Source organism: Frateuria edaphi, from assembly GCF_021117405.1.
Lineage (GTDB): Bacteria > Pseudomonadota > Gammaproteobacteria > Xanthomonadales > Rhodanobacteraceae > Frateuria_A > Frateuria_A edaphi.
Map to the genome: position 1 here is coordinate 570866 of NZ_CP088251.1, position 20214 is coordinate 591079.

At 68.5% G+C, this 20214-nt stretch carries 19 protein-coding genes; 14 read left to right on the forward strand and 5 right to left on the reverse strand.

The window, feature by feature from the left end; genetic code table 11:
* Positions 1 to 23 precede the first annotated feature (23 nt).
* Both LQ772_RS02515 and LQ772_RS02520 read left to right on the forward strand, forming a co-directional pair.
* Positions 24 to 491, forward strand: coding sequence for an OsmC family protein (locus LQ772_RS02515; protein ID WP_231323701.1), 468 nt, complete (start codon positions 24 to 26; stop codon positions 489 to 491).
* Positions 488 to 1156 (forward strand): HAD family hydrolase, encoded by a 669-nt coding sequence (locus LQ772_RS02520; protein ID WP_231323703.1) that lies wholly within the window; start codon positions 488 to 490, stop codon positions 1154 to 1156. Before LQ772_RS02515 ends, LQ772_RS02520 begins: the two co-directional genes overlap by 4 nt.
* Positions 1157 to 1199: 43 nt before the next feature.
* Here LQ772_RS02520 and LQ772_RS02525 read toward each other — a convergent pair whose 3' ends face one another.
* Genes LQ772_RS02525 through LQ772_RS02535 form a run of 3 tightly spaced genes read right to left on the reverse strand, consistent with a single transcriptional unit; the run spans position 1200 to position 4235 of the window.
* Positions 1200 to 1907 (reverse strand): TVP38/TMEM64 family protein, encoded by a 708-nt coding sequence (locus LQ772_RS02525; RefSeq protein ID WP_231323705.1) that lies wholly within the window; start codon positions 1905 to 1907, stop codon positions 1200 to 1202.
* Complete coding sequence (locus tag LQ772_RS02530; protein WP_231325862.1) at positions 1904 to 2464, reverse strand: nucleoside deaminase; 561 nt, start codon at positions 2462 to 2464, stop codon at positions 1904 to 1906. Before LQ772_RS02530 ends, LQ772_RS02525 begins: the two co-directional genes overlap by 4 nt.
* Before the next feature lie 4 nt (positions 2465 to 2468).
* The gene (locus LQ772_RS02535; protein WP_231323707.1) at positions 2469 to 4235 is read right to left on the reverse strand and encodes a glutamine--tRNA ligase/YqeY domain fusion protein; all 1767 of its coding nucleotides are present in this window, start codon (positions 4233 to 4235) and stop codon (positions 2469 to 2471) included.
* Between the two features lie 138 nt (positions 4236 to 4373).
* Between LQ772_RS02535 and LQ772_RS02540 the strand changes: the two genes are divergently transcribed.
* Genes LQ772_RS02540 through LQ772_RS02555 form a run of 4 tightly spaced genes read left to right on the forward strand, consistent with a single transcriptional unit; the run spans position 4374 to position 7091 of the window.
* The gene (locus LQ772_RS02540) at positions 4374 to 5297 is read left to right on the forward strand and encodes a 2OG-Fe(II) oxygenase (RefSeq protein WP_231323709.1); all 924 of its coding nucleotides are present in this window, start codon (positions 4374 to 4376) and stop codon (positions 5295 to 5297) included.
* Between the two features lie 53 nt (positions 5298 to 5350).
* Positions 5351 to 5626, forward strand: coding sequence for a putative signal transducing protein (locus LQ772_RS02545; protein ID WP_231323711.1), 276 nt, complete (start codon positions 5351 to 5353; stop codon positions 5624 to 5626).
* Complete coding sequence (locus LQ772_RS02550) at positions 5623 to 6534, forward strand: DMT family transporter (protein ID WP_231323713.1); 912 nt, start codon at positions 5623 to 5625, stop codon at positions 6532 to 6534. Before LQ772_RS02545 ends, LQ772_RS02550 begins: the two co-directional genes overlap by 4 nt.
* Before the next feature lie 38 nt (positions 6535 to 6572).
* On the forward strand, positions 6573 to 7091 hold the full coding sequence (locus LQ772_RS02555) for an adenine phosphoribosyltransferase (protein WP_231323715.1): 519 nt from the start codon (positions 6573 to 6575) through the stop codon (positions 7089 to 7091).
* Here the strand turns inward: LQ772_RS02555 and LQ772_RS02560 are convergent.
* Positions 7060 to 7815: a lysophospholipid acyltransferase family protein gene (locus tag LQ772_RS02560; RefSeq protein WP_231323717.1), complete on the reverse strand. Its 756-nt coding sequence runs from the start codon at positions 7813 to 7815 to the stop codon at positions 7060 to 7062. The genes LQ772_RS02555 and LQ772_RS02560 overlap by 32 nt on opposite strands.
* Positions 7816 to 7988: 173 nt before the next feature.
* Here LQ772_RS02560 and clpB point away from each other — a divergent pair, with 173 nt between their 5' ends.
* Positions 7989 to 10580 (forward strand): ATP-dependent chaperone ClpB, encoded by a 2592-nt coding sequence (clpB, locus tag LQ772_RS02565; RefSeq protein ID WP_231323719.1) that lies wholly within the window; start codon positions 7989 to 7991, stop codon positions 10578 to 10580.
* A gap of 50 nt (positions 10581 to 10630) precedes the next feature.
* Here the strand turns inward: clpB and LQ772_RS02570 are convergent, their stop codons facing one another.
* Positions 10631 to 13051 carry a TonB-dependent receptor plug domain-containing protein gene (locus tag LQ772_RS02570; protein ID WP_231323721.1) on the reverse strand — a complete coding sequence of 807 codons (2421 nt, stop codon included), beginning with the start codon at positions 13049 to 13051 and terminating at the stop codon, positions 10631 to 10633.
* A gap of 245 nt (positions 13052 to 13296) precedes the next feature.
* Between LQ772_RS02570 and LQ772_RS02575 the strand changes: the two genes are divergently transcribed.
* The 7 genes from LQ772_RS02575 to LQ772_RS02605 all read left to right on the forward strand — a co-directional run bounded on the left by LQ772_RS02575 (position 13297) and on the right by LQ772_RS02605 (position 20127).
* Positions 13297 to 13584: an FmdB family zinc ribbon protein gene (locus LQ772_RS02575; RefSeq protein WP_231323723.1), complete on the forward strand. Its 288-nt coding sequence runs from the start codon at positions 13297 to 13299 to the stop codon at positions 13582 to 13584.
* A 100-nt stretch (positions 13585 to 13684) separates the two neighbouring features.
* Positions 13685 to 15439, forward strand: coding sequence for an aspartate--tRNA ligase (gene aspS, locus LQ772_RS02580; RefSeq protein ID WP_231323725.1), 1755 nt, complete (start codon positions 13685 to 13687; stop codon positions 15437 to 15439).
* Between the two features lie 89 nt (positions 15440 to 15528).
* On the forward strand, positions 15529 to 16155 hold the full coding sequence (locus LQ772_RS02585; protein WP_231323727.1) for an alpha/beta fold hydrolase: 627 nt from the start codon (positions 15529 to 15531) through the stop codon (positions 16153 to 16155).
* A 103-nt stretch (positions 16156 to 16258) separates the two neighbouring features.
* Positions 16259 to 16981, forward strand: a complete 723-nt coding sequence (locus LQ772_RS02590) for a YebC/PmpR family DNA-binding transcriptional regulator (RefSeq protein WP_231323729.1) — start codon at positions 16259 to 16261, stop codon at positions 16979 to 16981.
* 60 nt (positions 16982 to 17041) lie between these two features.
* Positions 17042 to 17584: a crossover junction endodeoxyribonuclease RuvC gene (gene ruvC, locus LQ772_RS02595; protein WP_231323731.1), complete on the forward strand. Its 543-nt coding sequence runs from the start codon at positions 17042 to 17044 to the stop codon at positions 17582 to 17584.
* Positions 17581 to 18180, forward strand: coding sequence for a Holliday junction branch migration protein RuvA (gene ruvA / locus LQ772_RS02600; protein ID WP_231323733.1), 600 nt, complete (start codon positions 17581 to 17583; stop codon positions 18178 to 18180). The genes ruvC and ruvA overlap by 4 nt, the downstream gene beginning before the upstream one ends.
* A 24-nt stretch (positions 18181 to 18204) precedes the next feature.
* Complete coding sequence (locus tag LQ772_RS02605) at positions 18205 to 20127, forward strand: potassium transporter Kup (RefSeq protein WP_231323735.1); 1923 nt, start codon at positions 18205 to 18207, stop codon at positions 20125 to 20127.
* Positions 20128 to 20214 lie beyond the last annotated feature (87 nt).

Sequence of the window (20214 nt, forward strand, 5' to 3'; positions counted from 1 at the left end):
GCAGTGCAACCAGAGGGCATGACATGATCAAGCACACTGCCGAGCTGACCTGGATCCGCGAGGACCAGCCTTTCCTGGACAACCGCTACAGCCGCCGGCACATGGCGCGCTTCGATGGCGGGGAACAGCTTCCGATGTCCTCCTCGCCGGACGTGGTGCCGTCGCCGATGTCCGACCCGTCCGCGGTGGACCCGGAGGAGGCGTTCGTCGCCTCGCTGGCGAGCTGCCACATGTTGTGGTTCCTCAGCCTGGCGGCGCGCCAGGGCTTCCGTGTGGACAGCTATCGCGATGCGGCGACCGGCACCATGGGCCGTGACGACCAGGGGCGCACCGTCATGCGCGACGTGCTGTTGCGTCCGCGCGTGGATTTTTCCGGCGACGCCCTGCCCAGCCGCGAACAGGTCGAGCAGCTGCACCACCAGGCGCACGACACCTGCTACCTGGCCCATTCCGTGCGCTGCGATGTGCGCTGCGAACCGGTCTTCGAATGAACGCCGCTCCGCCCGGCCTGGTGATCTTCGACTGCGACGGCGTGCTGGTGGACAGCGAAGCGATCGCCAACCGCGTGTTCGGGCGGATGCTCGCCGGGCAGGGGCTGGTTCTGGACGACGCGCAGATGGACGAGCTGTTCCTCGGGCGCACGATGGCGCATTGCCTTGCGCTCGTCGTCGAGCGACTGGGAGGACCGTTGCCGGACGACTTCGAGGCCGAACACGACCGGCAGCTGTTCGATGCGTTGGCGGCAGAACTCGCGCCGGTCCCGGGCGTAGTGCAGGTGCTCGACGGGCTCGCGCTGCCGTACTGCGTCGCCTCCAACGGCGGTCCGGACAAGATGCGTTTCAGCCTGGGCCGGGTCGGCCTGCTGCCTCGCTTCGAAGGCCGCCTGTTCAGCGCGGCTCACGTGGCGCGCGGCAAGCCGGCGCCGGACCTGTTCCTGCATGCCGCTGGCCGGATGGGCGTGGCGCCCGCGGCCTGCGTGGTGGTCGAGGATTCGCCGGCCGGCGTCGCCGCCGGCGTGGCGGCGGGCATGCGCGTGCTGGGGTTCGCCGCCCGGACACCGGCCGTGCGCCTGCGCGAGGTCGGCGCGCATCGCGTGTTCACTTCGATGGACGCCCTGCCTGCCCTGCTGGACGAGCGAGTCACCAACGCCGTGTAGGAGCGCCCTCGGGCGCGACCGCCATCCGTGGTCGCGCTGGCGTCTAGCCTTCCGGCTGGCGCCAGTGGCGCGTGAGGCGGCCGATCAGCAGCGGCACCAGTGCAAGCAGGGCGATCGCGCCCAGCGGCAGCAGCACTTCGCGATGCATGAACAGCCCGAAGCCGATCCGGTCGCTTTGCCTCAGCGCGTGGCCCAGGCCAGCGCCGATCGAGGTTTCGAAGATCAGCGCCACGGTTCCACCCAGCCACGTGGTGCCGAGGAACAGCCACATCGGGCAGCGCAGCCACGCGAGGCAGACGGTGATCAGGCCGAACGGCGCGACCGGCACGAAGCGCAGGAACAGCGTGTAGCTCACGGGGTGCTGCTCGAAGCCATGATGCAGTCGCGCCACCAGCGCCGGCGGATGGCGGCTACCCGCGCCGAACGCGTAGCGGCTGGCCAGGAACAGGATGAGCGAACCGAGGGTCAGGCCGATCGACGACCAGGTGGTGCCCTCGACCACGCCGAAGGCAAACCCGCCGGCGAAAATGATGATGACCGTGCCGGGGATGCCGGTCGCCATGGCCAGCGTCAGCAGGCCGATGTAGGCCAGCCGGCTGAGCCAGGGGTGGCTCGCGATCTGGGCGTGCAGTTCACCCTGGTGCGCGACCAGTTGCTCGGGATTGAGCCGGTCCAGCGCGCCCGAGGCGAACAGGACCACGCCGGCGACCACCAGCAGCAGCAACGGCAAGGCGGCGCGCAGCCGGCTCAATAGTGCGCTCCGCCCTGGCCGTACTCGGCGAGCACCGTGCGGGCCTGCTCGCGCAGGATGTCGCGGCGCACGGCGACGCCGCGGCGTTCGAGCTGGCTGATCCAGTCGGCCGGCAGCGGGCCTTCGTCGAAGGTGGTGAGCGACTCGACGTCCTCGGCGCGTGCCCCGATCAGAAGCTCGTCGATGCCGGCCCAGACGGTGGCGCCATAGCACTGGCAGCACGGCTGCGCGCTGGTGGCCAGGATGAAGCGGCCGTTGTCGCCCGCGTTGAGGCGAAAGCTCGACAGGCGCTGCTGGGCCAGCATGTAGGCCATCATTTCCGCGTGCGCCACCGAACAGGTCTGCGGCACGACGCGGTTGATGCCGGCGGAAACCAGGCGGCCGTCCTCGTGGAACACTGCCGCGCCGAACGGTCCGCCGTGGCTGCGCTTGACGTTCTGGCGCGCCAGTTCGATCGCCAGGCCCACGCGTTCCTCATCGGTGAGGTAGCGCCGGCCCGTATCCGCGACTTCGCCGACCCAGGGCGGCAGGGTGAGATGCAGTTGCAGCGGCAGCAGCACGTCAGGCCTGCTTGGCCCAGGTGTCGCGCAGCGTCACCGTGCGGTTGAACACCGGCGCGTCCGGGCGATGGTCGAGGCGGTCGGCGACGAAGTAGCCCAGCCGCTCGAATTGGAAGCGCTGTTCCGGTTCGGCGTTCGCCGCCGCCGGTTCGAGCCAGCCGCGGCCGATGCGCTTGGCGTCCGGGTTGATGTGCTCGATCCAGCTCTTGCCATCGCTCTCGTCGTCCGGCGCCGCCGCGTCGAACAGGCGGTCGTACATGCGCACCTCGGCGGCGACCGCGTGGCGCGCGCTGACCCAGTGGATGGTGCCCTTGACCTTGCGGTCGGCGCCCGGCAGGCCGGCGCGCGTCTCCGGGTCGAGCGTGCAAAGTAGCTCGATGACGTCGCCGGCGGCGTCCTTGACCACTTCCTCGCACTTGACGATACCCACGCCGCGCAGGCGCACCTCGCCACCAGGGACGAGGCGCTTGAAGCCCTTCGGCGGGACTTCGGCGAAATCCTCGCGCTCGATCCACACGGTGCTGGCGAACGGCACCTCGCGCGTGCCGAAGCCCTCGTCCTTCGGATGGTTGGCGAACCGCAAGGTTTCCTCGTGGTTGCCGGGCAGGTTGGTGATGGTCAGCTTGAGCGGGTCGAGCACGGCCATGCGACGCGGCGCGGTCGCGTCCAGGTCCTCGCGCACGCAGTTCTCGAGGATCGCGTAGTCGATCACGCTGTTCTGCTTGCTGATGCCGAGGCGCTCGATCAGCAGACGCAGGCCGGCCGGCGTGAAGCCGCGGCGGCGCAGGCCGCGCAGGGTGTTCATGCGCGGGTCGTCCCAGCCGTCGACCAGGCCTTCGTTCACCAGCTGCGCGAGCTTGCGCTTGCTGGTGATGCAGTAGGACAGGTTCAGGCGCGAGAACTCGATCTGGCGCGGCTTGGCGGGTTTGGCCTCGAGCCCGGCGTCGACGACCGACTGCCACAGCTGCGGATGCGCGGTCAGGTCGACGTTGTCCACGCACCAGTCGTAGAGCGGGCGGTGGTCCTCGAACTCCAGCGTGCACAGCGAGTGGGTGATGCCTTCCATCGCGTCGGACAGCGCGTGGGCGAAGTCGTACATCGGGTAGATCGGCCAGGCGTCGCCGGTGTTCTGGTGCGCAACCTTGCGGATACGGTAGAGCGCCGGGTCGCGCAGGTTGATGTTGCCCGAGGCCATGTCGATCTTCGCGCGCAGCGTCTTGCTGCCGTCGGCGAACTCGCCCGCGCGCATGCGCCGGAACAGGTCGAGGTTCTCCTCGATCGAACGCTCGCGATACGGCGAGTTGCGGCCCGGCTCGGTCAACGTGCCGCGGTACTCGCGCACCTCATCGGCGGAAAGGTCGTCGACATAGGCCTTGCCGTCCTCGATCAGCTTGAGCGCGGCGCGGTAGAACACGTCGAAGTAATCCGACGCGTGGCGCAGGTCGTGCCACTCATAGCCCAGCCAGCGCACGTCGTCCTTGATGCCGGCGACGAACTCGGGGTCTTCCTTGCCGGGGTTGGTGTCGTCCAGGCGCAGGTTGCACCAGCCGCCGAACTCGCGCGCGATGCCGAAATTCAGGCAGATCGCCTTGGCATGGCCGATGTGCAGGTAGCCGTTGGGCTCGGGCGGGAAGCGTGTGCGGATCGCGGTGTGCTTGCCGCTGGCGAGGTACTCGCGAATGATCTGGCGCACGAAATCCCGCTGCACGTCGGTCCGCGGCGTGTTGTCGTGGCTGGCGGGTTCGGCGGCGGTGTTCTCGCTGGACATCGGTGCGGCTCGGGCAGGTACGGGCGGAAACAGGGGAGTTTACCCTGAGTTGCGCATCTCCCCGCGGATGGTGCGGCAGGGCGTCACGGCCGGGCCCGCCCGCTACAATCGACCGATTCCCTTCCATCGAAACGCCCGATGCCTGCAGCCGGCCTGTCCATCCTCGATCCGCGCGTCCTCGAAACCGCTGCGGACCACCGTGCGGAGTTCATCTCGGCGGCGCCCTTCCCGCACGTGGTGATCGAGAATTTCCTGGACCCGACCTTCGCCAGGGAACTGCTGGCATCGTTCCCCGCCTTCGAACGTGGCAACAGCGTCGGCGACGACGGTACGCCCGGCGGCAAGTCGACGCTCGATCGCATCCGCGGCGTCGGGCCGGCCTACCAGCGCCTGGACGACGCGATCAAGAGCCCGGAATTCCTGAAGGCGGTGGGCGAAATCACGGGTATCGACGGGCTGATGTATGACCCTTGGTACCTCGGCGGCGGCACCCACGAGAACCGCAACGGGATGGCGCTCGATCCGCACGTGGACTTCAACTTCCATCCCAGCGAGCGCTGGCACCGGCGGCTCAACCTGATCGTCTATCTCAACCCGGAATGGGAAGCGGAATGGGGCGGTTGCCTGGAGCTGTTCCGCGACCCCCACGCCGATGCCCGGCCGACACGCTCGGTGGCGCCGCTGTTCAACCGCTGCGTGATTTTCGAGACCTCCGAGCGCTCCTGGCATGCGTTCGATCCGATCCGGCTGCCGCCGCAGCGCGAGGACCTGACGCGCCGGTCGATCGCGCTCTACTTCTACACGAAGGACCGGCCCGCGCAGGAAACCGCGCCGCGGCACACCACCTACTACGTCAACCGCCAGCTTCCTGGCCACATCGACGAGGGGCGCACGCTCTCGCGTGGCGACGTGGCCGAGATCCGGCAGCTGCTGGACTTGCGCGACGCACACATCCGCATGCTCTACGCGGAAAACACCGCGTTGCGCCAGGCGCAGGACCGCGGCTTGACCGGTCACCTGCTCTACCTGGCCAAGCGCGCCTACGTGCGGTTCCGGCGATAGCCTGGCAGGCAGCAGGGCTTGCCGCCCCACGGGGCGCGCAGTAGCGTGGCAGCATGCGCATCGCCTATCGAGCCGAAAGCCTGATCGACGCCCATCTGGTGAAGGATGCGCTGGAACGCGAGGAGATTCCCGCGTTCGTCTCCGGCGAGTACCTGACCGGTGCGGTGGGCCAGTTGCCGGCGCTCGACTATGTCGCGGTGATGGTGCCCGAGTCCTCCGCCGAAGCCGCCGACGCGGTGGTGCGTCGGATCGAAGCGCAACTGGCCGAGGCGCGCGCGTCGATCGACGACTGGGACGGCGACGCGCAGCTGGCGACCGACACGCCGTGACCGCACAGGCTCCCGCGACCGCGGTGCCAGCGGCGCCGCCGGCGGCGGTCGGCCGCATGGCGCTCGGCGCGATGTTGCTGTCCACCACCAGCATCTTCGTGGTGCTGGCGCAGGTGGCCCCGACGGTCTCGGCCTTCTATCGCATGCTGTTCGGCGGCGCGATGCTGCTCGGCTGGGTGGCGCTGACGCGGCGCTGGGTGCGCATCGGCTGGCGCGACCTCGGGCTGGCCTTGCTGCCGGCGCTGGGGTTCTCGCTGGACCTGGTCTTCTGGCACCGCTCCATCCTCTGGGTCGGGCCCGGCGTGGCTACGTTGCTGACCAACTTCCAGGTGTTCCTGATGGCGCTGGTCGGCTGGTGGGTCTATCGCGAGCGGCTGGGACGGTGGTTCGCGCCGGGCCTGGTGGTGGCGCTCGCGGGCCTTTGGTTGCTGGTCGGCGCGCACTGGGCGCTGTTCGACGCGCGGCATCGGCTGGGCGTGTGGTTCGGGCTGGCCAGCGGTGTGGCCTACACGCTGTATCTGCTCAGCTTCCGGCGGGCGCTGTCCGGGCACACCGCGCTGTCGGCGGCGCAGTTCCTGGGCTTGATGAGCCTGCTGAGCGCGTTGTTGCTCCTGGCATGGGGCGCGTTCGAGCGGGACACCTTCGCGCTGGTCACGGCGCGCAGCTGGAGCGCGTTGCTGGCGTTGGGTTTCTTTGGGCAGGTGGTGGCCTGGTTGCTGATGGTGCGCGCGATGCCGCTGTTGCCTGCCTCGATGGTGGGACTGTTGTTGCTGCTGCAACCGGCGCTGGCGTTCGTGCTGGACGTGCTGTTGTTCAGGCGCCCGACCGGCGCGGGCGACTGGGTGGGGTTGGCGCTGGCGTTGGCCGGCATCCTGCTGGGAACCTTGCGCGGCGCCCGGCGGAAATAGGCGACGCTCCTCAGGGGTTTCCTCACACGGACCACGCAATGCACGACTTCGAAAACCTCATCCGCGCTATGCCCGACTTCCCGCAGCCGGGCGTCGTCTTCCGCGACGTCACGCCGCTGCTGGCCGATGCGGGCGCCTTCGCGCGCTGTGTCGATGCGCTGGCCGCGCCCTGGCTGGGCGAGGGCGTGCGCGCCGTGTGCGGGATCGAGTCGCGCGGCTTCATCTTTGGCGCCGCGCTGGCGCAGAAACTCAATGCCGGCTTCGTGCCCTTGCGCAAGCCGGGCAAACTGCCGCCGCCCGTGGTGGGCGTCGATTACGCGCTCGAATACGGGCACGACCGCCTGGAGGTGCGCGCCGACGCACTGGCCCGCGGCGAGCGGGCGCTGCTGGTCGACGACGTGCTTGCCACCGGCGGCACGCTGGCGGCGGCGCAGGCGCTACTGGATCGGCTCGGCGTCGAACTGGTGGGTGCCGGCGTGGTGATCGAACTGGAGGCGCTGGGAGGCAGGGCGCGTTGGAAGGGCGCTACGCCGCTGCACGCATTGCTGAGCTACTGAGCGGTCGGCCTTCCAGCAAGGCGATCACCGCGTCGCGGGCCTGTCCGGCCAACACGTTGCGCTCGTGCGGCACCAGGCCCTGCGTGGCCAGTGGCTCGCCCAGGCGCACCACGATGCGCCCCGGCCGCACGCGAAATCCGGCCGCCGGCAACACCCCGCCGCTGCCTTCGATCGCCACCGGCACCACCCGGACGCCCGCCTCGATCGCCAACTGGAAGGCGCCGCCCTTGAACGGGCCCACACGGCCACGACCGCGCGTGCCTTCGGGGAAGGCGCATACGCTGGCGCCATCGCGCAGCAGGTCCACCGCCGCGTGCAACCGCCGTGCCGAACTGCGCGCGCTGCCGCGCTCGATGAACACCATGCCCATCGCCCTCGCGTACCAGCCCACGAACGGCACCTTCGCCAGCTCCTGCTTGAGCACGAAGCGCACCGGCACCGGCAAGGCCCGAAACAGGGCGCAGATGTCGATCATCGACTGATGGTTGGCCACGAACACGTGCGGCTGCGACCAGTCGATCCGCTCCATCCCGTGTACCTCCAGCCGTGCGCCGGCGCCGCGCAGCAGCCCGGGCGCCCAACAGCGCGAGGCCATCCGCAGCGGCCAGTGACGCCCACCGCTCAGCAGGCGCACCAGCAGCGCCAGGCAGATCCAGCCGGCAGTCCAGAGCAGGGTGAAAAGCAGTTGCAGCGTGTTGAACAGCGCCCAGGCCAGGCGGCTCATACACGCAATCCGGAAGGTTTCATCACAGGGCGTCCCTGCAGGCGGAGTCGAAAATGATACGGGTCAGACCCCTGCGTCGAACAGACGGTGCCGATCGTCTTGAAGGCCGCTGCGACGCCCCTATCTCAAGCGCATCGCGGCGGGGCCGCCTGTGCATTCGAAGGATCCACATCATGCGGATGGACAAACTCACCTCGCGTTTCCAGGAGGCGCTGGCCGACGCGCAGTCGCTGGCGGTGGGACGCGACAACAACATTCTGGAGCCGGCGCACGTGATGGCGGCGCTGCTGGACCAGCAGGGCGGGTCGACCGCACCGCTGCTGACCCAGGCGCACGTCAACGTGCCGGCGCTGCGCGAGCGCGTCGGCGAGATCCTCGGCCGCCTGCCGCAGGTGCGCGGGCAGGAGGGCAACATCAGCGTAGGCAACGACCTGACGCGCCTGCTCAACCTCACCGACAAGCTGGCGCAGCAGCGTGGCGACCAGTTCATCGCCAGCGAGCTGTTCGTGCTGGCGGCGCTGGAGGACAAGGGCGAGGTCGGCGCGGCGCTGAAGGCCGCAGGCGCCACCAAGGCCAACCTGGAAGCGGCGATCGACAAGGTCCGCGGGGGCGAGAAGGTGCAGAGCGAGAACGCCGAGGACCAGCGCCAGGCGCTGGAGAAGTACTGCGTCGACCTGACCTCGCGCGCCGAGAGCGGCAAGCTCGATCCGGTGATCGGTCGCGACGAGGAGATCCGCCGCACCATCCAGGTACTGCAGCGGCGCACCAAGAACAATCCGGTGCTGATCGGCGAGCCGGGCGTGGGCAAGACCGCCATCGTCGAGGGCTTGGCCCAGCGCATCGTCAAGGGCGAGGTGCCCGAGGGCCTGCGCGACCGCCGCGTGCTGGCGCTGGACATGGGTTCGCTGATCGCCGGCGCCAAGTTCCGCGGCGAGTTCGAGGAGCGCCTCAAGGCCGTGCTCAACGACCTCGCCAAGCAGGAAGGCCGGGTGATCCTGTTCATCGACGAGCTGCACACCATGGTCGGCGCCGGCAAGGCCGAGGGTGCGATGGATGCGGGCAACATGCTCAAGCCCGCGCTGGCCCGCGGCGAGCTGCACTGCATTGGCGCCACCACGCTGGACGAGTACCGCAAGTACATCGAGAAGGACGCCGCGCTGGAGCGCCGCTTCCAGAAGGTGTTCGTGGGCGAGCCGAGCGTGGAGGACACCATCGCCATCCTGCGCGGGTTGAAGGAGCGCTACGCCGTGCACCACGGCGTGGAGATCACCGATCCGGCGATCGTCGCGGCCGCCACGCTCTCCAACCGCTACATCACCGACCGCCAGCTGCCGGACAAGGCCATCGACCTGATGGACGAGGCCGCCTCGCGCATCCGCATGGAAATCGATTCCAAGCCGGAGGAGCTCGACCGCCTGGAACGGCGCCTCACGCAGCTGAAGATCCAGCGCGAGATGCTCAAGAAGGAGACCGACGAGGCCTCCAAGAAGCGCCTGGCGGACCTGGAAAGCGACATCGAGAAGCTCGAGCGCGAGTTCTCGGACCTGAACGAGGTGTGGAAGTCCGAAAAGGCCGCGCTGCAGGGCGCGACCAAGATCAAGGAGCAGATCGAGGCCGCGCGCCTGGAGCTTGAAGCGGCCCAGCGTCGGCAGGATTACGCCCGGATGAGCGAGATCCAGTACGGCCAGCTGCCGGAACTGGAAAAGCAGCTCGCCGCCGCGCAGGCCGCGGAGCAGCAGGAATTCAAGCTGGTGCAGGACCGGGTCACCGACGAGGAGATCGCGGAAGTGGTGTCGCGCTGGACCGGCATCCCCGTGTCCAAGATGCTCGAGGGCGAGCGCGAGAAGCTGCTGCACATGGAAGAGGCGCTGCACAAGCGCGTGGTCGGCCAGGACGAGGCCGTGCGTGCCGTGTCCGATGCGATCCGCCGCGCCCGCGCCGGCCTGTCCGATCCCAACCGTCCGTACGGTTCGTTCCTGTTCCTGGGTCCCACCGGCGTGGGCAAGACCGAGCTTTGCAAGGCGCTGGCCGAATTCCTGTTCGACACGTCCGAAGCGATGGTGCGCATCGACATGAGCGAGTTCATGGAGAAGCACTCCGTCGCCCGCCTGATCGGCGCGCCCCCGGGCTATGTCGGCTACGAGGAGGGCGGCTATCTCACCGAGGCGGTGCGTCGCCGCCCCTACGCGGTGATCCTGCTGGACGAAGTGGAGAAGGCCCACCCGGACGTGTTCAACATCCTGCTGCAGGTGCTGGACGATGGCCGCCTCACCGACGGCCAGGGCCGCACGGTGGACTTCCGCAACACCGTCATCGTGATGACCTCGAACCTGGGTTCGCAGATGATCCAGGACGCGGCCGAGACGGGTGGCGATCCGGAAGAGCAGTACACCAAGATGAAGGCGGCGGTGATGGGCGTGGTGCAGGCGCACTTCCGTCCCGAGTTCATCAATCGCCTGGACGAGCTGGTGGTGTTCCGGCCGCTGGAGAAGGACCAGATCCGCGCGATCGCGAAGATCCAGCTGGCGTATCTGGAGAAGCGGCTGGCCGAGCGCGACCTCAAGCTGGAGATCGGCGACGACGCGCTGGCATTGCTGGGCAACGTGGGCTTCGATCCGGTGTACGGCGCCCGTCCGCTCAAGCGGGCGATCCAGCAGCAGCTCGAGAACCCGTTGGCGAGGGAGATCCTGGAGGGACGCTTCTCACCCGGCACCACGATCCACGTGGATGCCGAGGGCGGGCGCCTGGCCTTCAAGGCTGCCTGACGCCGGCTGGCTCCCTCTCCCCGGCGGGGAGGGGGAGCCGTCCCGAGCCGCTACCAGCTGTAGCGCACCTTCCCGTACACGTAGGCCCCGTTGAACCCGAACGGCGAGAACACGCTGTAAGGCATCGCGCCGTTGTTGTCGCTGGCCTCGATGACCCGGTCCGGGTAGCTGTCGAACAGGTTGTCCGCGCCCACCGTGAACATCCAGCGATCCATCGAATAGTTGAGCGCCAGGTCGAACAACCACTTCGAGTCGAAGCGCTGGTCCAGCGTCGGGTCGGTCGAGTTGTACGAGGTGAAGCCACCGTAGCGGGTCAGCGTGCTGTCCAGGCTCCAGCGGCCGTTGGTGTAGAGCCAGTTGAAGATCAGTTTGCTGCGCGGCGTGGTGTCGGCCAGCAGGCCGTACTGGTCGCGCCGGTCGATGCGCCTGAAGCTCACGCCCAGGGCATCGAGCACCGCCGGGTTGGGCCGCACGTCGGTTACTTCGTTCTTGTTGTAGTTGAAGCTGACGGTGGTGTGCAGCGAGGCGCCGTCGCCCACGTCGAACAGGTAGCTGGCCACCAGGTCGATGCCGCGCGTGCGCGTGTCGACGGCGTTGGTGAAGTAGGAGATGCCGCTGAAGTTGGTGTTGGTGATGCCGTTGGCGGCCAGGTAGTCGCGCACCGCGGGCGAGGTCGTCGAGATCGTGCTGGAGAGCGTGACGCGGTCGCGGATCTTGATCTGGTAGATGTCCGCGCTCAGGTCCAGCCCGTCGGCCGGGCTCCACACGGCGCCAAAGGTCAGGTTGCGCGACTTCTCCGGCTTGAGCGGTTCGCCGCCCAGCAGCGTGGCGATGGCGCTGGTGGAGGACACCAGGCCGGTGTTGTAGATGCCCGCCGGGAGGCCCAGCGAATTGCCCTCGCCGAAATAGAGCGAGGAGGTGTACGAGTAGTACTGCTGCGCCAGCGACGGCGCGCGGAAGCCGGTCGAGGCGCTGCCGCGCAGGGCGAAGCTGTCGGTGAAGTCGAAGCGGCCCGCCAGCGCGCCGGAGGTGGTGGTGCCGAAGTCGGAGTAGTCCTCGTGGCGCACCGCCAGCGAGGTGCCCAGGCGATCGGTGAGGTTGGTTTCCAGGCTGACGTACTCGGCCACGTCGTGCCGTTGGTGCGAGCCGGCGTTGGCCGGCTGGTAGCCGCCGAAGCCCTGCGCGCCGCCGGAGAAGCCGGAGGTGCCTGTGTAGTAGGAGGGCAGGTCGCCCGCCCGGATCTGGTAGCTCTGGCGCAGGTACTCCGCACCGAAGGCGAGCGTCACGTCATTGGGCAGCCAGCCCACCGACAGGTCCTTGGCGATGTCCACGTCCAGCGACTGCTGCGCCGCGTCCAGGATGCCGTCGTGGAAACGCGTCGGCGTGCTGCCGAAGTCGTTGAGGTAGGCCCGGTTGAGCGTGTTGAAGGTGGCGTACGAAACACGGTTCCCGCCGTAATTGCCGGAAACGTCCCAGCGCCAGCCGCCGTCGGTCTTGCCGCGGATGCCCACCACCAGCGAGCGATCGGTGGCCTTGGCGTTTTCCAGTGGCAGATAGCCGTTGGGGTAGAGCGCGGGCACCGCGTTGGCGTTGTCCAGGTTGCGGAAGAACGCCGGCGACACGGAGTCGCGCTTGCCGTAGTGGCCGAACGCATACAACTGCGCGCCGCCGAGGTCGTACTGACCGTTGAGCATCAGGTTGCGGTCGGTCACCTCGGGGTCGCCGTAGCGCTGGGTGACGCCTTCCTGCGGGCGGGTGCGGTTGGGGCCGGCGCGGTTGGTGTAGTCCTGGTGGCCGGCCTGGGCGGTGAAGCGGATGAAGCCCGCGTCGGACAGCGGAATGCCGGCGTTGGCCGAACCCTGCCACTTGCGCCCGTCGCCGGCCGAATACTGGCCGCCCGACACCGCCACGTCGCCGCCTTCGGCGCCCTTTTTCAGCACGATGTTGATCACGCCGGCGATGGCGTCGGAGCCGTACTGTGCCGAGGCGCCGTCGCGCAGCACCTCGATATGGTCGATGGCATCGATCGGGATGGTGTTGAGATCCACCGCCTGCGAGCCGCGGCCCAGCACGCCGTTGGTCAGGATGATCGCGCCCGGGTGCCAGCGCTTGCCGTCGACCAGCACGAGCACCTGGTCGGGCGAGAGGCCACGCAGCTGCGCGGGGCGCTGCGAGTCGGCGGTGTCGGCCGCGGACGGGCGCGGGAAGGTGAGCGAGGGAATCACCCGCGCCAGCGCGGTGGAGAGTTCGGTGGTGCCGGTCTGCTTGAGCAACTGGGCCGACACGACGTCGACAGGCGTGAGCGAACTGCTTTCGGTGCGGTTGTCGGCACGCGTGCCGGTGACGATCACGGTACCGAGGTTCTTGGCCTTCTGCGACGCGTCGTTGGCATTCTGGGCGTGCGCGGAACAGGCTAGCAACAGCGCCGCCGGGAGCAGCGCGAGTCGGGGAAAGAGGCAGGGACGGTTCACGGCAACTCCTGTAGCGGTGCGGGCGATGCGCGGTCGATGCCGGCATCGGGATCGGCGGACGGGAAGCAACGTCCAGCGAAGATGCGCGCGCAGGCGTGGGTGTCGCGAGGGGGCCATGCGCGGCTGAGGGGCAGGCTACTCCCGGCGATGGGTCGCGCCAAGGCACGCACCATTGAAATCGCGACCGGCGACTCGATAATGCGCACCAGCGTTTCACGGGGCCGCGTGCCCGGAGTTTGTCATCCATGCCTATCTACGAATTCGAGTGTGCCCAGTGCGGGCACCGTTTCGATCGCCTGCAGAAGCTGTCCGACCCGGACCCCTCGGCGTGCCCCTCGTGCGAGGCGCCGCGGGTGCAGCGCAAGGTGAGCGCGCCTTCGTTCCGGCTGGCCGGTAGCGGCTGGTACGAGACCGATTTCAAGAAAGACGGCGACAAGAAGCGCAACCTGGCCGGTGATGCCGAGGCCAAGCCAGCCGCGGCGCCCGCACCCGCCGCGGCTGCCGAGAGCAAGCCAGCCGCAAGCGGGGACTGACCTGGCGAACATTCCGTGGGAGCGGATGTGCGGCCAGCGCGGATGCTAAAATCGCCCGTTCGCCCGCCTCATCGGCACCAGTCCCGGAGTTTTCCTTCCTATGCGCACGCACTACTGCGGCCTCATCGACGAGTCGCTGGTCGGCCAGACCGTCACCCTGTGCGGCTGGCTCAACACGATCCGCCTGCAGAGCCACGTCGCCTTCATCGACCTGCGCGACCATGAAGGTATCGCGCAGGTGGTGGTCGAGCGCGAGAACGCCGATGCGTTCGCGGTGGCGGGCGAGGTTGGCAACGAGTACTGCCTGAAGGTCACCGGCACGATCCGCAAGCGCTTGTCCATCAACGACAAGCTCAAGACCGGCACCGTGGAACTGGTGGCCGACACGGTCGAGGTGCTCAACGCGGCGAAGGACCTGCCCTTCGCGATGCACGAGAACCCCAACGAGGACCTGCGGATGACCTACCGCTACCTCGACCTGCGCCGCCCGGAGATGCAGACGATGATGCGCCGGCGCATCAAGCTGGTGCAGGCGCTGCGCCGCTATCTCGACGCGCGCGGCTTCCAGGACATCGAGACGCCGATCCTGACCAAGGCCACGCCCGAGGGCGCGCGCGACTACCTGGTGCCCAGCCGCGTGCATCCGGGCCAGTTCTACGCGCTGCCGCAGTCGCCGCAGCTGTTCAAGCAGATCCTGATGATGGCCGGCTTCGACCGCTACTACCAGATCGCCCGCTGCTTCCGCGACGAAGACCTGCGCGCCGACCGCCAGCCGGAGTTCACCCAGCTCGACCTGGAGTTCGCGTTCGTCCAAGAGCAGGACGTGCAGGACTTCGTCGAGGGGCTGATCCGCCATGTGTTCAAGGAAGTGGTGGACGTCGAGCTGGATGCCACGTTCCCGCGCATGACCTATGCCGAAGCCATGCGCCGCTACGGTTCGGACAAGCCGGACCTGCGCATCGCGCTGGAGCTGGTCGACGTGGCCGATGCGCTGAAGGGCGTGGAGTTCAAGGTGTTCGCCGAACCGGCCAACGATCCGGCGGGCCGCGTGGCCGCCCTGCGCGTGCCCGGCGGTACGGCGCTCTCGCGCAAGGACATCGACGGCCTGACCGAGTACGTCGCGCGCTACGGCGCCAAGGGCCTGGCCTGGATCAAGGTCGAGGATCGCGCCAAGGGCCGCGAGGGTGTCAGCTCGCCGGTCGCCAAGTTCCTGGACGACACGGCGCTTGAGGCGGTGCTCGCCGCCACCGGCGCGCAGACCGGCGACATCGTCTTCATCGGCGCCGGCAAGTGGAAGGCCGTCACCGACTTCATGGGCGCGTTGCGCCTGAAGGTCGGCAAGGACCGCGGCCTGGTCGAGGCGGGCTGGAAGCCGCTGTGGGTCACCGACTTCCCGATGTTCGAGTACGACGACGAAGAGCAGCGCTACGTCGCCCTGCATCATCCGTTCACCGCGCCGAAGGTCGACGACATCGCCGACCTCAAGGCCAACGCCGCCACTGCGGTCAGCCGTGGCTACGACATGGTGCTCAACGGCAACGAGATCGGTGGTGGCTCGATCCGTATCCACCGCCCGGAGATGCAGAGCGCGGTGTTCGAACTGCTCGGCATCGGCGCGGAGGAGGCCGAGGCGAAGTTCGGCTTCCTGCTCAAGGCGTTGAAGTTCGGCGCGCCGCCGCACGGCGGCCTGGCCTTCGGCATCGACCGCATCGCCGCGCTGATGGCGGGCACCGAGTCGATCCGCGACGTGATCGCCTTCCCCAAGACCACCAGCGCGCAGGACCTGATGACCGACGCTCCCTCGGCCGTGGCCGAGGCGCAGCTCAAGGAACTGCACGTCAAGGTCGCCGGCTGACCGGTACCCGCAGGTGGACCTCGGCCCACCTTGCCACCCCGCCGCACGCCCCAAGGTGGGCTGAAGCCCACCCTACGACAGGCCGCGCCATGCCCGACCAGATCATCCTGCTGCACGGCCTGTGGATGCGCGGCTTTGCGCTGGGCCTGCTGCACAAGCGGATGGCCGACGCGGGCTTCGCGGTCGACCGCTTCGACTACATGAGCGTGGTGTCCTCGCAGGAGCGCATCGTCGAGCGCCTGCACCTGCGCATGCAGCGTTACGCACCCGGCCCGGTACATCTGGTTGGCCACAGCCTGGGCGGCCTGTTGGCGCTGCAGGCCTGCCGCGAAGCGGTCGACCTGCCGCCGGGGCGGATCGTTTGCCTGGGTTCTCCGCTGCAGGGCAGTGCCGCGGCTCGCGGTTTCGCCGGTTTCGGGCAGGGCGGCGAGGCCCTGCTGGGGCATAACCGTGAACTGCTCGAGCACGGCATGGAGCGCTGGGACGGCGAGCGCGAGGTGGGCGTGATCGCCGGCCGCGTGCCGATCGGCCTGGGCGCCATGCTCGCGCACATGGAAGGCGAGCACGATGGCACGGTCGCCGTCGCCGAAACGCGGCTGCCGGGCCTCACCGACCACTGCGTGGTCGAAACCAGCCACACTGGCCTGGTGCTGTCGGCCGATGCCGCCCAACAAGTGGTGCACTTCCTGCAGGACGGGCGATTCGCTTCCCCGTAGGAGCGCCTTCGGCGCGCGATCACACGGCGGTATAGGGATTTGTCGGCTGCGGCACGGGTTGGAGTAAAATCGCCCGCTTGTCCATTGTTCAGGTTTTCCCGCCATGGGTAGAGGCCCGTCCATCGAAGGCCGCAAGAATGCCGAAGACGCCAAGCGCGCCAAGGTGTTCACCAAGCTGATCCGCGAAATCACCGTCGCCACCCGCGCCGGCGTGGCCGACCCTGCCGCCAACCCGCGCCTGCGCGCGGCGGTGGACAAGGCGCTGTCGGCCAACATGACCAAGGACACCATCGAGCGCGCGATCAAGCGTGGCTCGGGTGCCGAGGGCGCCGGCGAGGAGCTGCGCTACGAGGGCTACGGCCCCGGCGGCGTGGCGATGATCATCGAGTGCTTCACCGACAACCCCACCCGCACCGTCGCCGACGTCCGTCACGCGCTGACCAAGCACGGCGGCAACCTTGGCACCTCCGGTTCGGTGGCCTTCCAGTTCACTCGTTGCGGCGAACTCACCTTCGCCACCGGCGGTAACGAGGCGGCCGAGGAGAAGGTGCTGGAAGCGGCGCTGGAAGCCGGTGCCGACGACGTGATCAACGAGCACGGCGAAAGCATCGTGATCTGCACGCCGGAAAACTTCGAATCGGTGCAGCAGGCGCTGGCCGATGCCGGCCTTGAGTCGCTGCACGCCGGCGTGGGCATGCGCGCGAACAACCGCGTGGCGGTGCCCGAGGACGTGCTCGAACCGCTCACCGACCTGCTCGAGCGCCTCGACGCGCTCGACGACGTGAGCGAGGTCTATCACAACGCCCTGCTGCCGGCCGATGGCTGACCGACCGGCCGGCGCGCGCTTACGCGGCCGGCCCTGCGCGTGAACGCACCCGTGTCCAGCATGAACATCCGGTCCGAACCGTCGGCGTGCCGCATCCTCGGTATCGACCCCGGCAGCCAGCGCACCGGCTTCGGGATCATCGACGTCGATGCGGCAGGCAAGCTCACGCACGTGCACCACGGCGCATTGGCGGTGGCCGACGAGGAAACCTTTCCGCTGCGCCTGAAACGCATCTTTGACGGGCTGGCCGCCATCATCGAGGCTCACCAGCCGGCCGAGTGCGGCATCGAGCGGGTGTTCATGGCGCGCAATCCCGATTCGGCGCTGAAGCTCGGCCAGGCACGCGGCGCGGCGATTTGCGCGGTGGCGGCCAAAGGACTGGCGGTGCACGAATACGCGCCCACCGAGATCAAGCAGGCCGTGGTCGGCAGCGGCCGCGGCGACAAGACCCAGGTGCAGCACATGGTTGGCATCCTGCTCGGCCTGAAGGGCCCGTTGCAGCCGGACGCGGCCGACGCGCTGGCGATCGCGGTGACCCATGCGCACACGCGCGCGAGCCTCGCGCGCGTGGGCATTCCCCGTACGGCATGGAGAAGGCGATGATCGGACGACTGCGCGGCATGCTGGTTTCCAAGCAGCCGCCGTGGCTGCTGGTGGAAGTCGGCGGCGTCGGCTACGAGCTGGAAGCGCCGATGTCGACCATCTACGACCTGCCGCAGACCGGCAAGGAAGTCACTCTGCTCACCCACTACGCGGTGAAGGAGGACAGCGTCGCGCTGTACGGCTTCCTGCGCGAGGACGAGCGCGCCCTGTTCCGCAACCTGCAGAAGGTGTCCGGCATCGGCGCGAAGATCTCGCTGGCCGTGCTGTCAGGCGTTTCCACCGCCGACTTCGCGCGGCTGGTGCAGGCCGGCGACGTGGTGGCACTGACCAAGATCCCGGGTATCGGCAAGAAGACGGCCGAGCGCATCGTGGTCGAGCTGCGCGACCGGGTCGAAGGCCTGGGCGCAGCGTTGCCCGGTCTTGCGGGCAAGGGCGGCGGTGCTCCGCTGGATCCCGCCGGCGAGGCCACCGTGGCCTTGCAGCAGCTGGGCTACAAACCTGCCGAAGTCACACGTCTGGTGCAGAAAGTTGCCGCCGAGGGCGACGACGCCGAGGCGATCATCCGCAAGGCGCTGCGCGCCGCGCTGGGTCAATGAGGCCCGGTGGCATGAGCGAGAGACATGAACGACGCAACCCGTAACACGCCGCCGCCGGTCGAGTCCGGCGGCGACGAAAAACTGCACGGCACCAAGGCCGCGCTGATCCTGGGCGCCGTCGGGGTGGTGTTCGGCGACATCGGCACCAGCCCGCTGTACACAATGGCCGAAGTGTTCCGGCCCGAGTACGGCCTGCATCCTTCAGAGAGCGCGGTGCTTGGCGTCCTCTCGCTGGTCACCTGGTCGTTGATCATCGTGGTCGCGGTCAAGTACGTCACCTTGGTGATGCGCGCCGACAACCGTGGCGAGGGCGGCATCATGGCGTTGATGACACTCGCGCAGCGCGCGATCGGCGGTTCGCCACTGGCGCGACGGGTGGTCATGCTGATGGCGCTGCTGGGCGCGGCGCTGTTCTTCGGCGACGGCGTAATCACGCCCTCGATGTCGGTGCTTTCGGCAGTCGAGGGCCTGGAGGTGATGGCGCCCGGGCTTGATCACTGGGTAGTGCCGCTGGCGGTAGCCGTCCTGCTGGGCCTGTTCTGGTTGCAGAAGCACGGCACGGCCAAGGTGGGGGCACTGTTCGGACCGGTGATGGTGGTCTGGTTCCTGGCGCTGGCGGCAATCGGCGTGTGGAATCTCATCCAGGCCCCGGAAGTACTCAAGGCGCTCTCGCCCTGGTACGCGGTGCGCTTCTTCGCGTCGCATGGCGTGATCTCCTTCGTGGCTCTGGGCGCGGTGGTGCTATGCGTGACCGGCGCCGAGGCGCTGTATACGGACATGGGCCACTTCGGCCGTTTCCCGATCCGCGCGGCCTGGTTCTTCTTCGTGCTGCCGTCGCTGTTGCTCAACTACTACGGCCAGGGCGCGCTGCTGCTGCACGAACCGCAGGCGGCGGTCAATCCCTTCTTCCACGCCGTGCCGGACTGGGCCGGCTACCCGATGATCGTGCTGGCCACCGCGGCGGCGGTGATCGCCTCGCAGGCGGTGATTTCCGGTGCATTCTCGGTCACCCGGCAGGCGATCCAGCTCGGCTTCGTGCCGCGCATGCAGGTGGTGCAGACTTCGCGCGAGGCGATCGGCCATATCTTCCTGCCGTGGGTCAACCGCGCGCTGATGGTGATGGTGATCCTGACCGTGGTCGGCTTCGGCTCGTCCAAGGCCTTGGGCGGCGCCTACGGCATCGCGGTGACCGGCACCATGGCGATCGACACGCTGCTGGTGATGCTGGTGGCCTGGCGCCGCTGGAACTGGAGCCTGGCCGCGGTGATCCCGCTGACCATCGGCCTGCTGTGCGTGGACCTCTCCTTCTTTGGCGCCAACACGCTCAAGATCCCCGACGGCGGCTGGTTCCCGCTGGTATTGGGGCTGTTCCTGTTCGCGGTGATGACTACCTGGCGCCGCGGCCGCGAACTGGTGGTGCGCGAGATCAAGCAAGGCGGGCTGGCGCTTGCGCCGTTCATCGAGAACATGGCCGAGCATCCGCCGCTGCGGGTGCCCGGCACGGCGGTGTTCCTCACCGCCAACCAGTACGCGGTGCCGCACGCGCTCCTGCACAACCTCAAGCACAACAAGGTCCTGCACGAGCGCAACGTGATGCTTACCGTGCAGATCCTGGAGACGCCGGTGGCCGATGCGGACGAGCGCATCGAGATCACGCCGATGGAAGGCGGCTTCTTCGGGCTGGAGCTGCGCTTCGGTTTCGCCGAGGATCCGAACATTCCGCACGCGCTGTCGCTGTGCGGGCGGGAAGGGCTGACCTTCGACCTGATGGATACGACCTTCTTCCTCTCGCGCGAGACGATCGTCGCGGACGCGCGCCGCCCTGGCATGGCGTTGTGGCGCGACAAGCTGTTCGCCTTCCTCGCCCGCAACGCGTTGCCGGCCACGGCGTTCTTCCAGATTCCGGGCAACCGCCTGATCGAACTGGGCGCGCAGGTGGAGATCTAGCGGGAAGGCGTGGGCGGCTCCAGCCCACCGCCGGTTCCCGCGAGATGAAAGGTGGGCTGTAGCCCACCCCACGGGCCTTTTGCGGCC

Bases quoted from the DNA above. Each gene is read 5' to 3' on its own strand.
- LQ772_RS02605 (WP_231323735.1), top strand. From the start codon at position 18,205: ATGAACGACGCAACCCGTAACACGCCGCCGCCGGTCGAGTCCGGCGGC.
- LQ772_RS02575 (WP_231323723.1), top strand. From the start codon at position 13,297: ATGCCTATCTACGAATTCGAGTGTGCCCAGTGCGGGCACCGTTTCGAT.
- LQ772_RS02590 (WP_231323729.1), top strand. From the start codon at position 16,259: ATGGGTAGAGGCCCGTCCATCGAAGGCCGCAAGAATGCCGAAGACGCC.
- aspS (WP_231323725.1), top strand. From the start codon at position 13,685: ATGCGCACGCACTACTGCGGCCTCATCGACGAGTCGCTGGTCGGCCAG.
- LQ772_RS02555 (WP_231323715.1), top strand. From the start codon at position 6,573: ATGCACGACTTCGAAAACCTCATCCGCGCTATGCCCGACTTCCCGCAG.
- ruvC (WP_231323731.1), top strand. From the start codon at position 17,042: ATGAACATCCGGTCCGAACCGTCGGCGTGCCGCATCCTCGGTATCGAC.
- LQ772_RS02540 (WP_231323709.1), top strand. From the start codon at position 4,374: ATGCCTGCAGCCGGCCTGTCCATCCTCGATCCGCGCGTCCTCGAAACC.
- LQ772_RS02520 (WP_231323703.1), top strand. From the start codon at position 488: ATGAACGCCGCTCCGCCCGGCCTGGTGATCTTCGACTGCGACGGCGTG.
- LQ772_RS02585 (WP_231323727.1), top strand. From the start codon at position 15,529: ATGCCCGACCAGATCATCCTGCTGCACGGCCTGTGGATGCGCGGCTTT.
- ruvA (WP_231323733.1), top strand. From the start codon at position 17,581: ATGATCGGACGACTGCGCGGCATGCTGGTTTCCAAGCAGCCGCCGTGG.
- clpB (WP_231323719.1), top strand. From the start codon at position 7,989: ATGCGGATGGACAAACTCACCTCGCGTTTCCAGGAGGCGCTGGCCGAC.
- LQ772_RS02545 (WP_231323711.1), top strand. From the start codon at position 5,351: ATGCGCATCGCCTATCGAGCCGAAAGCCTGATCGACGCCCATCTGGTG.
- LQ772_RS02560 (WP_231323717.1), bottom strand. From the start codon at position 7,815: ATGAGCCGCCTGGCCTGGGCGCTGTTCAACACGCTGCAACTGCTTTTC.
- LQ772_RS02535 (WP_231323707.1), bottom strand. From the start codon at position 4,235: ATGTCCAGCGAGAACACCGCCGCCGAACCCGCCAGCCACGACAACACG.
- LQ772_RS02515 (WP_231323701.1), top strand. From the start codon at position 24: ATGATCAAGCACACTGCCGAGCTGACCTGGATCCGCGAGGACCAGCCT.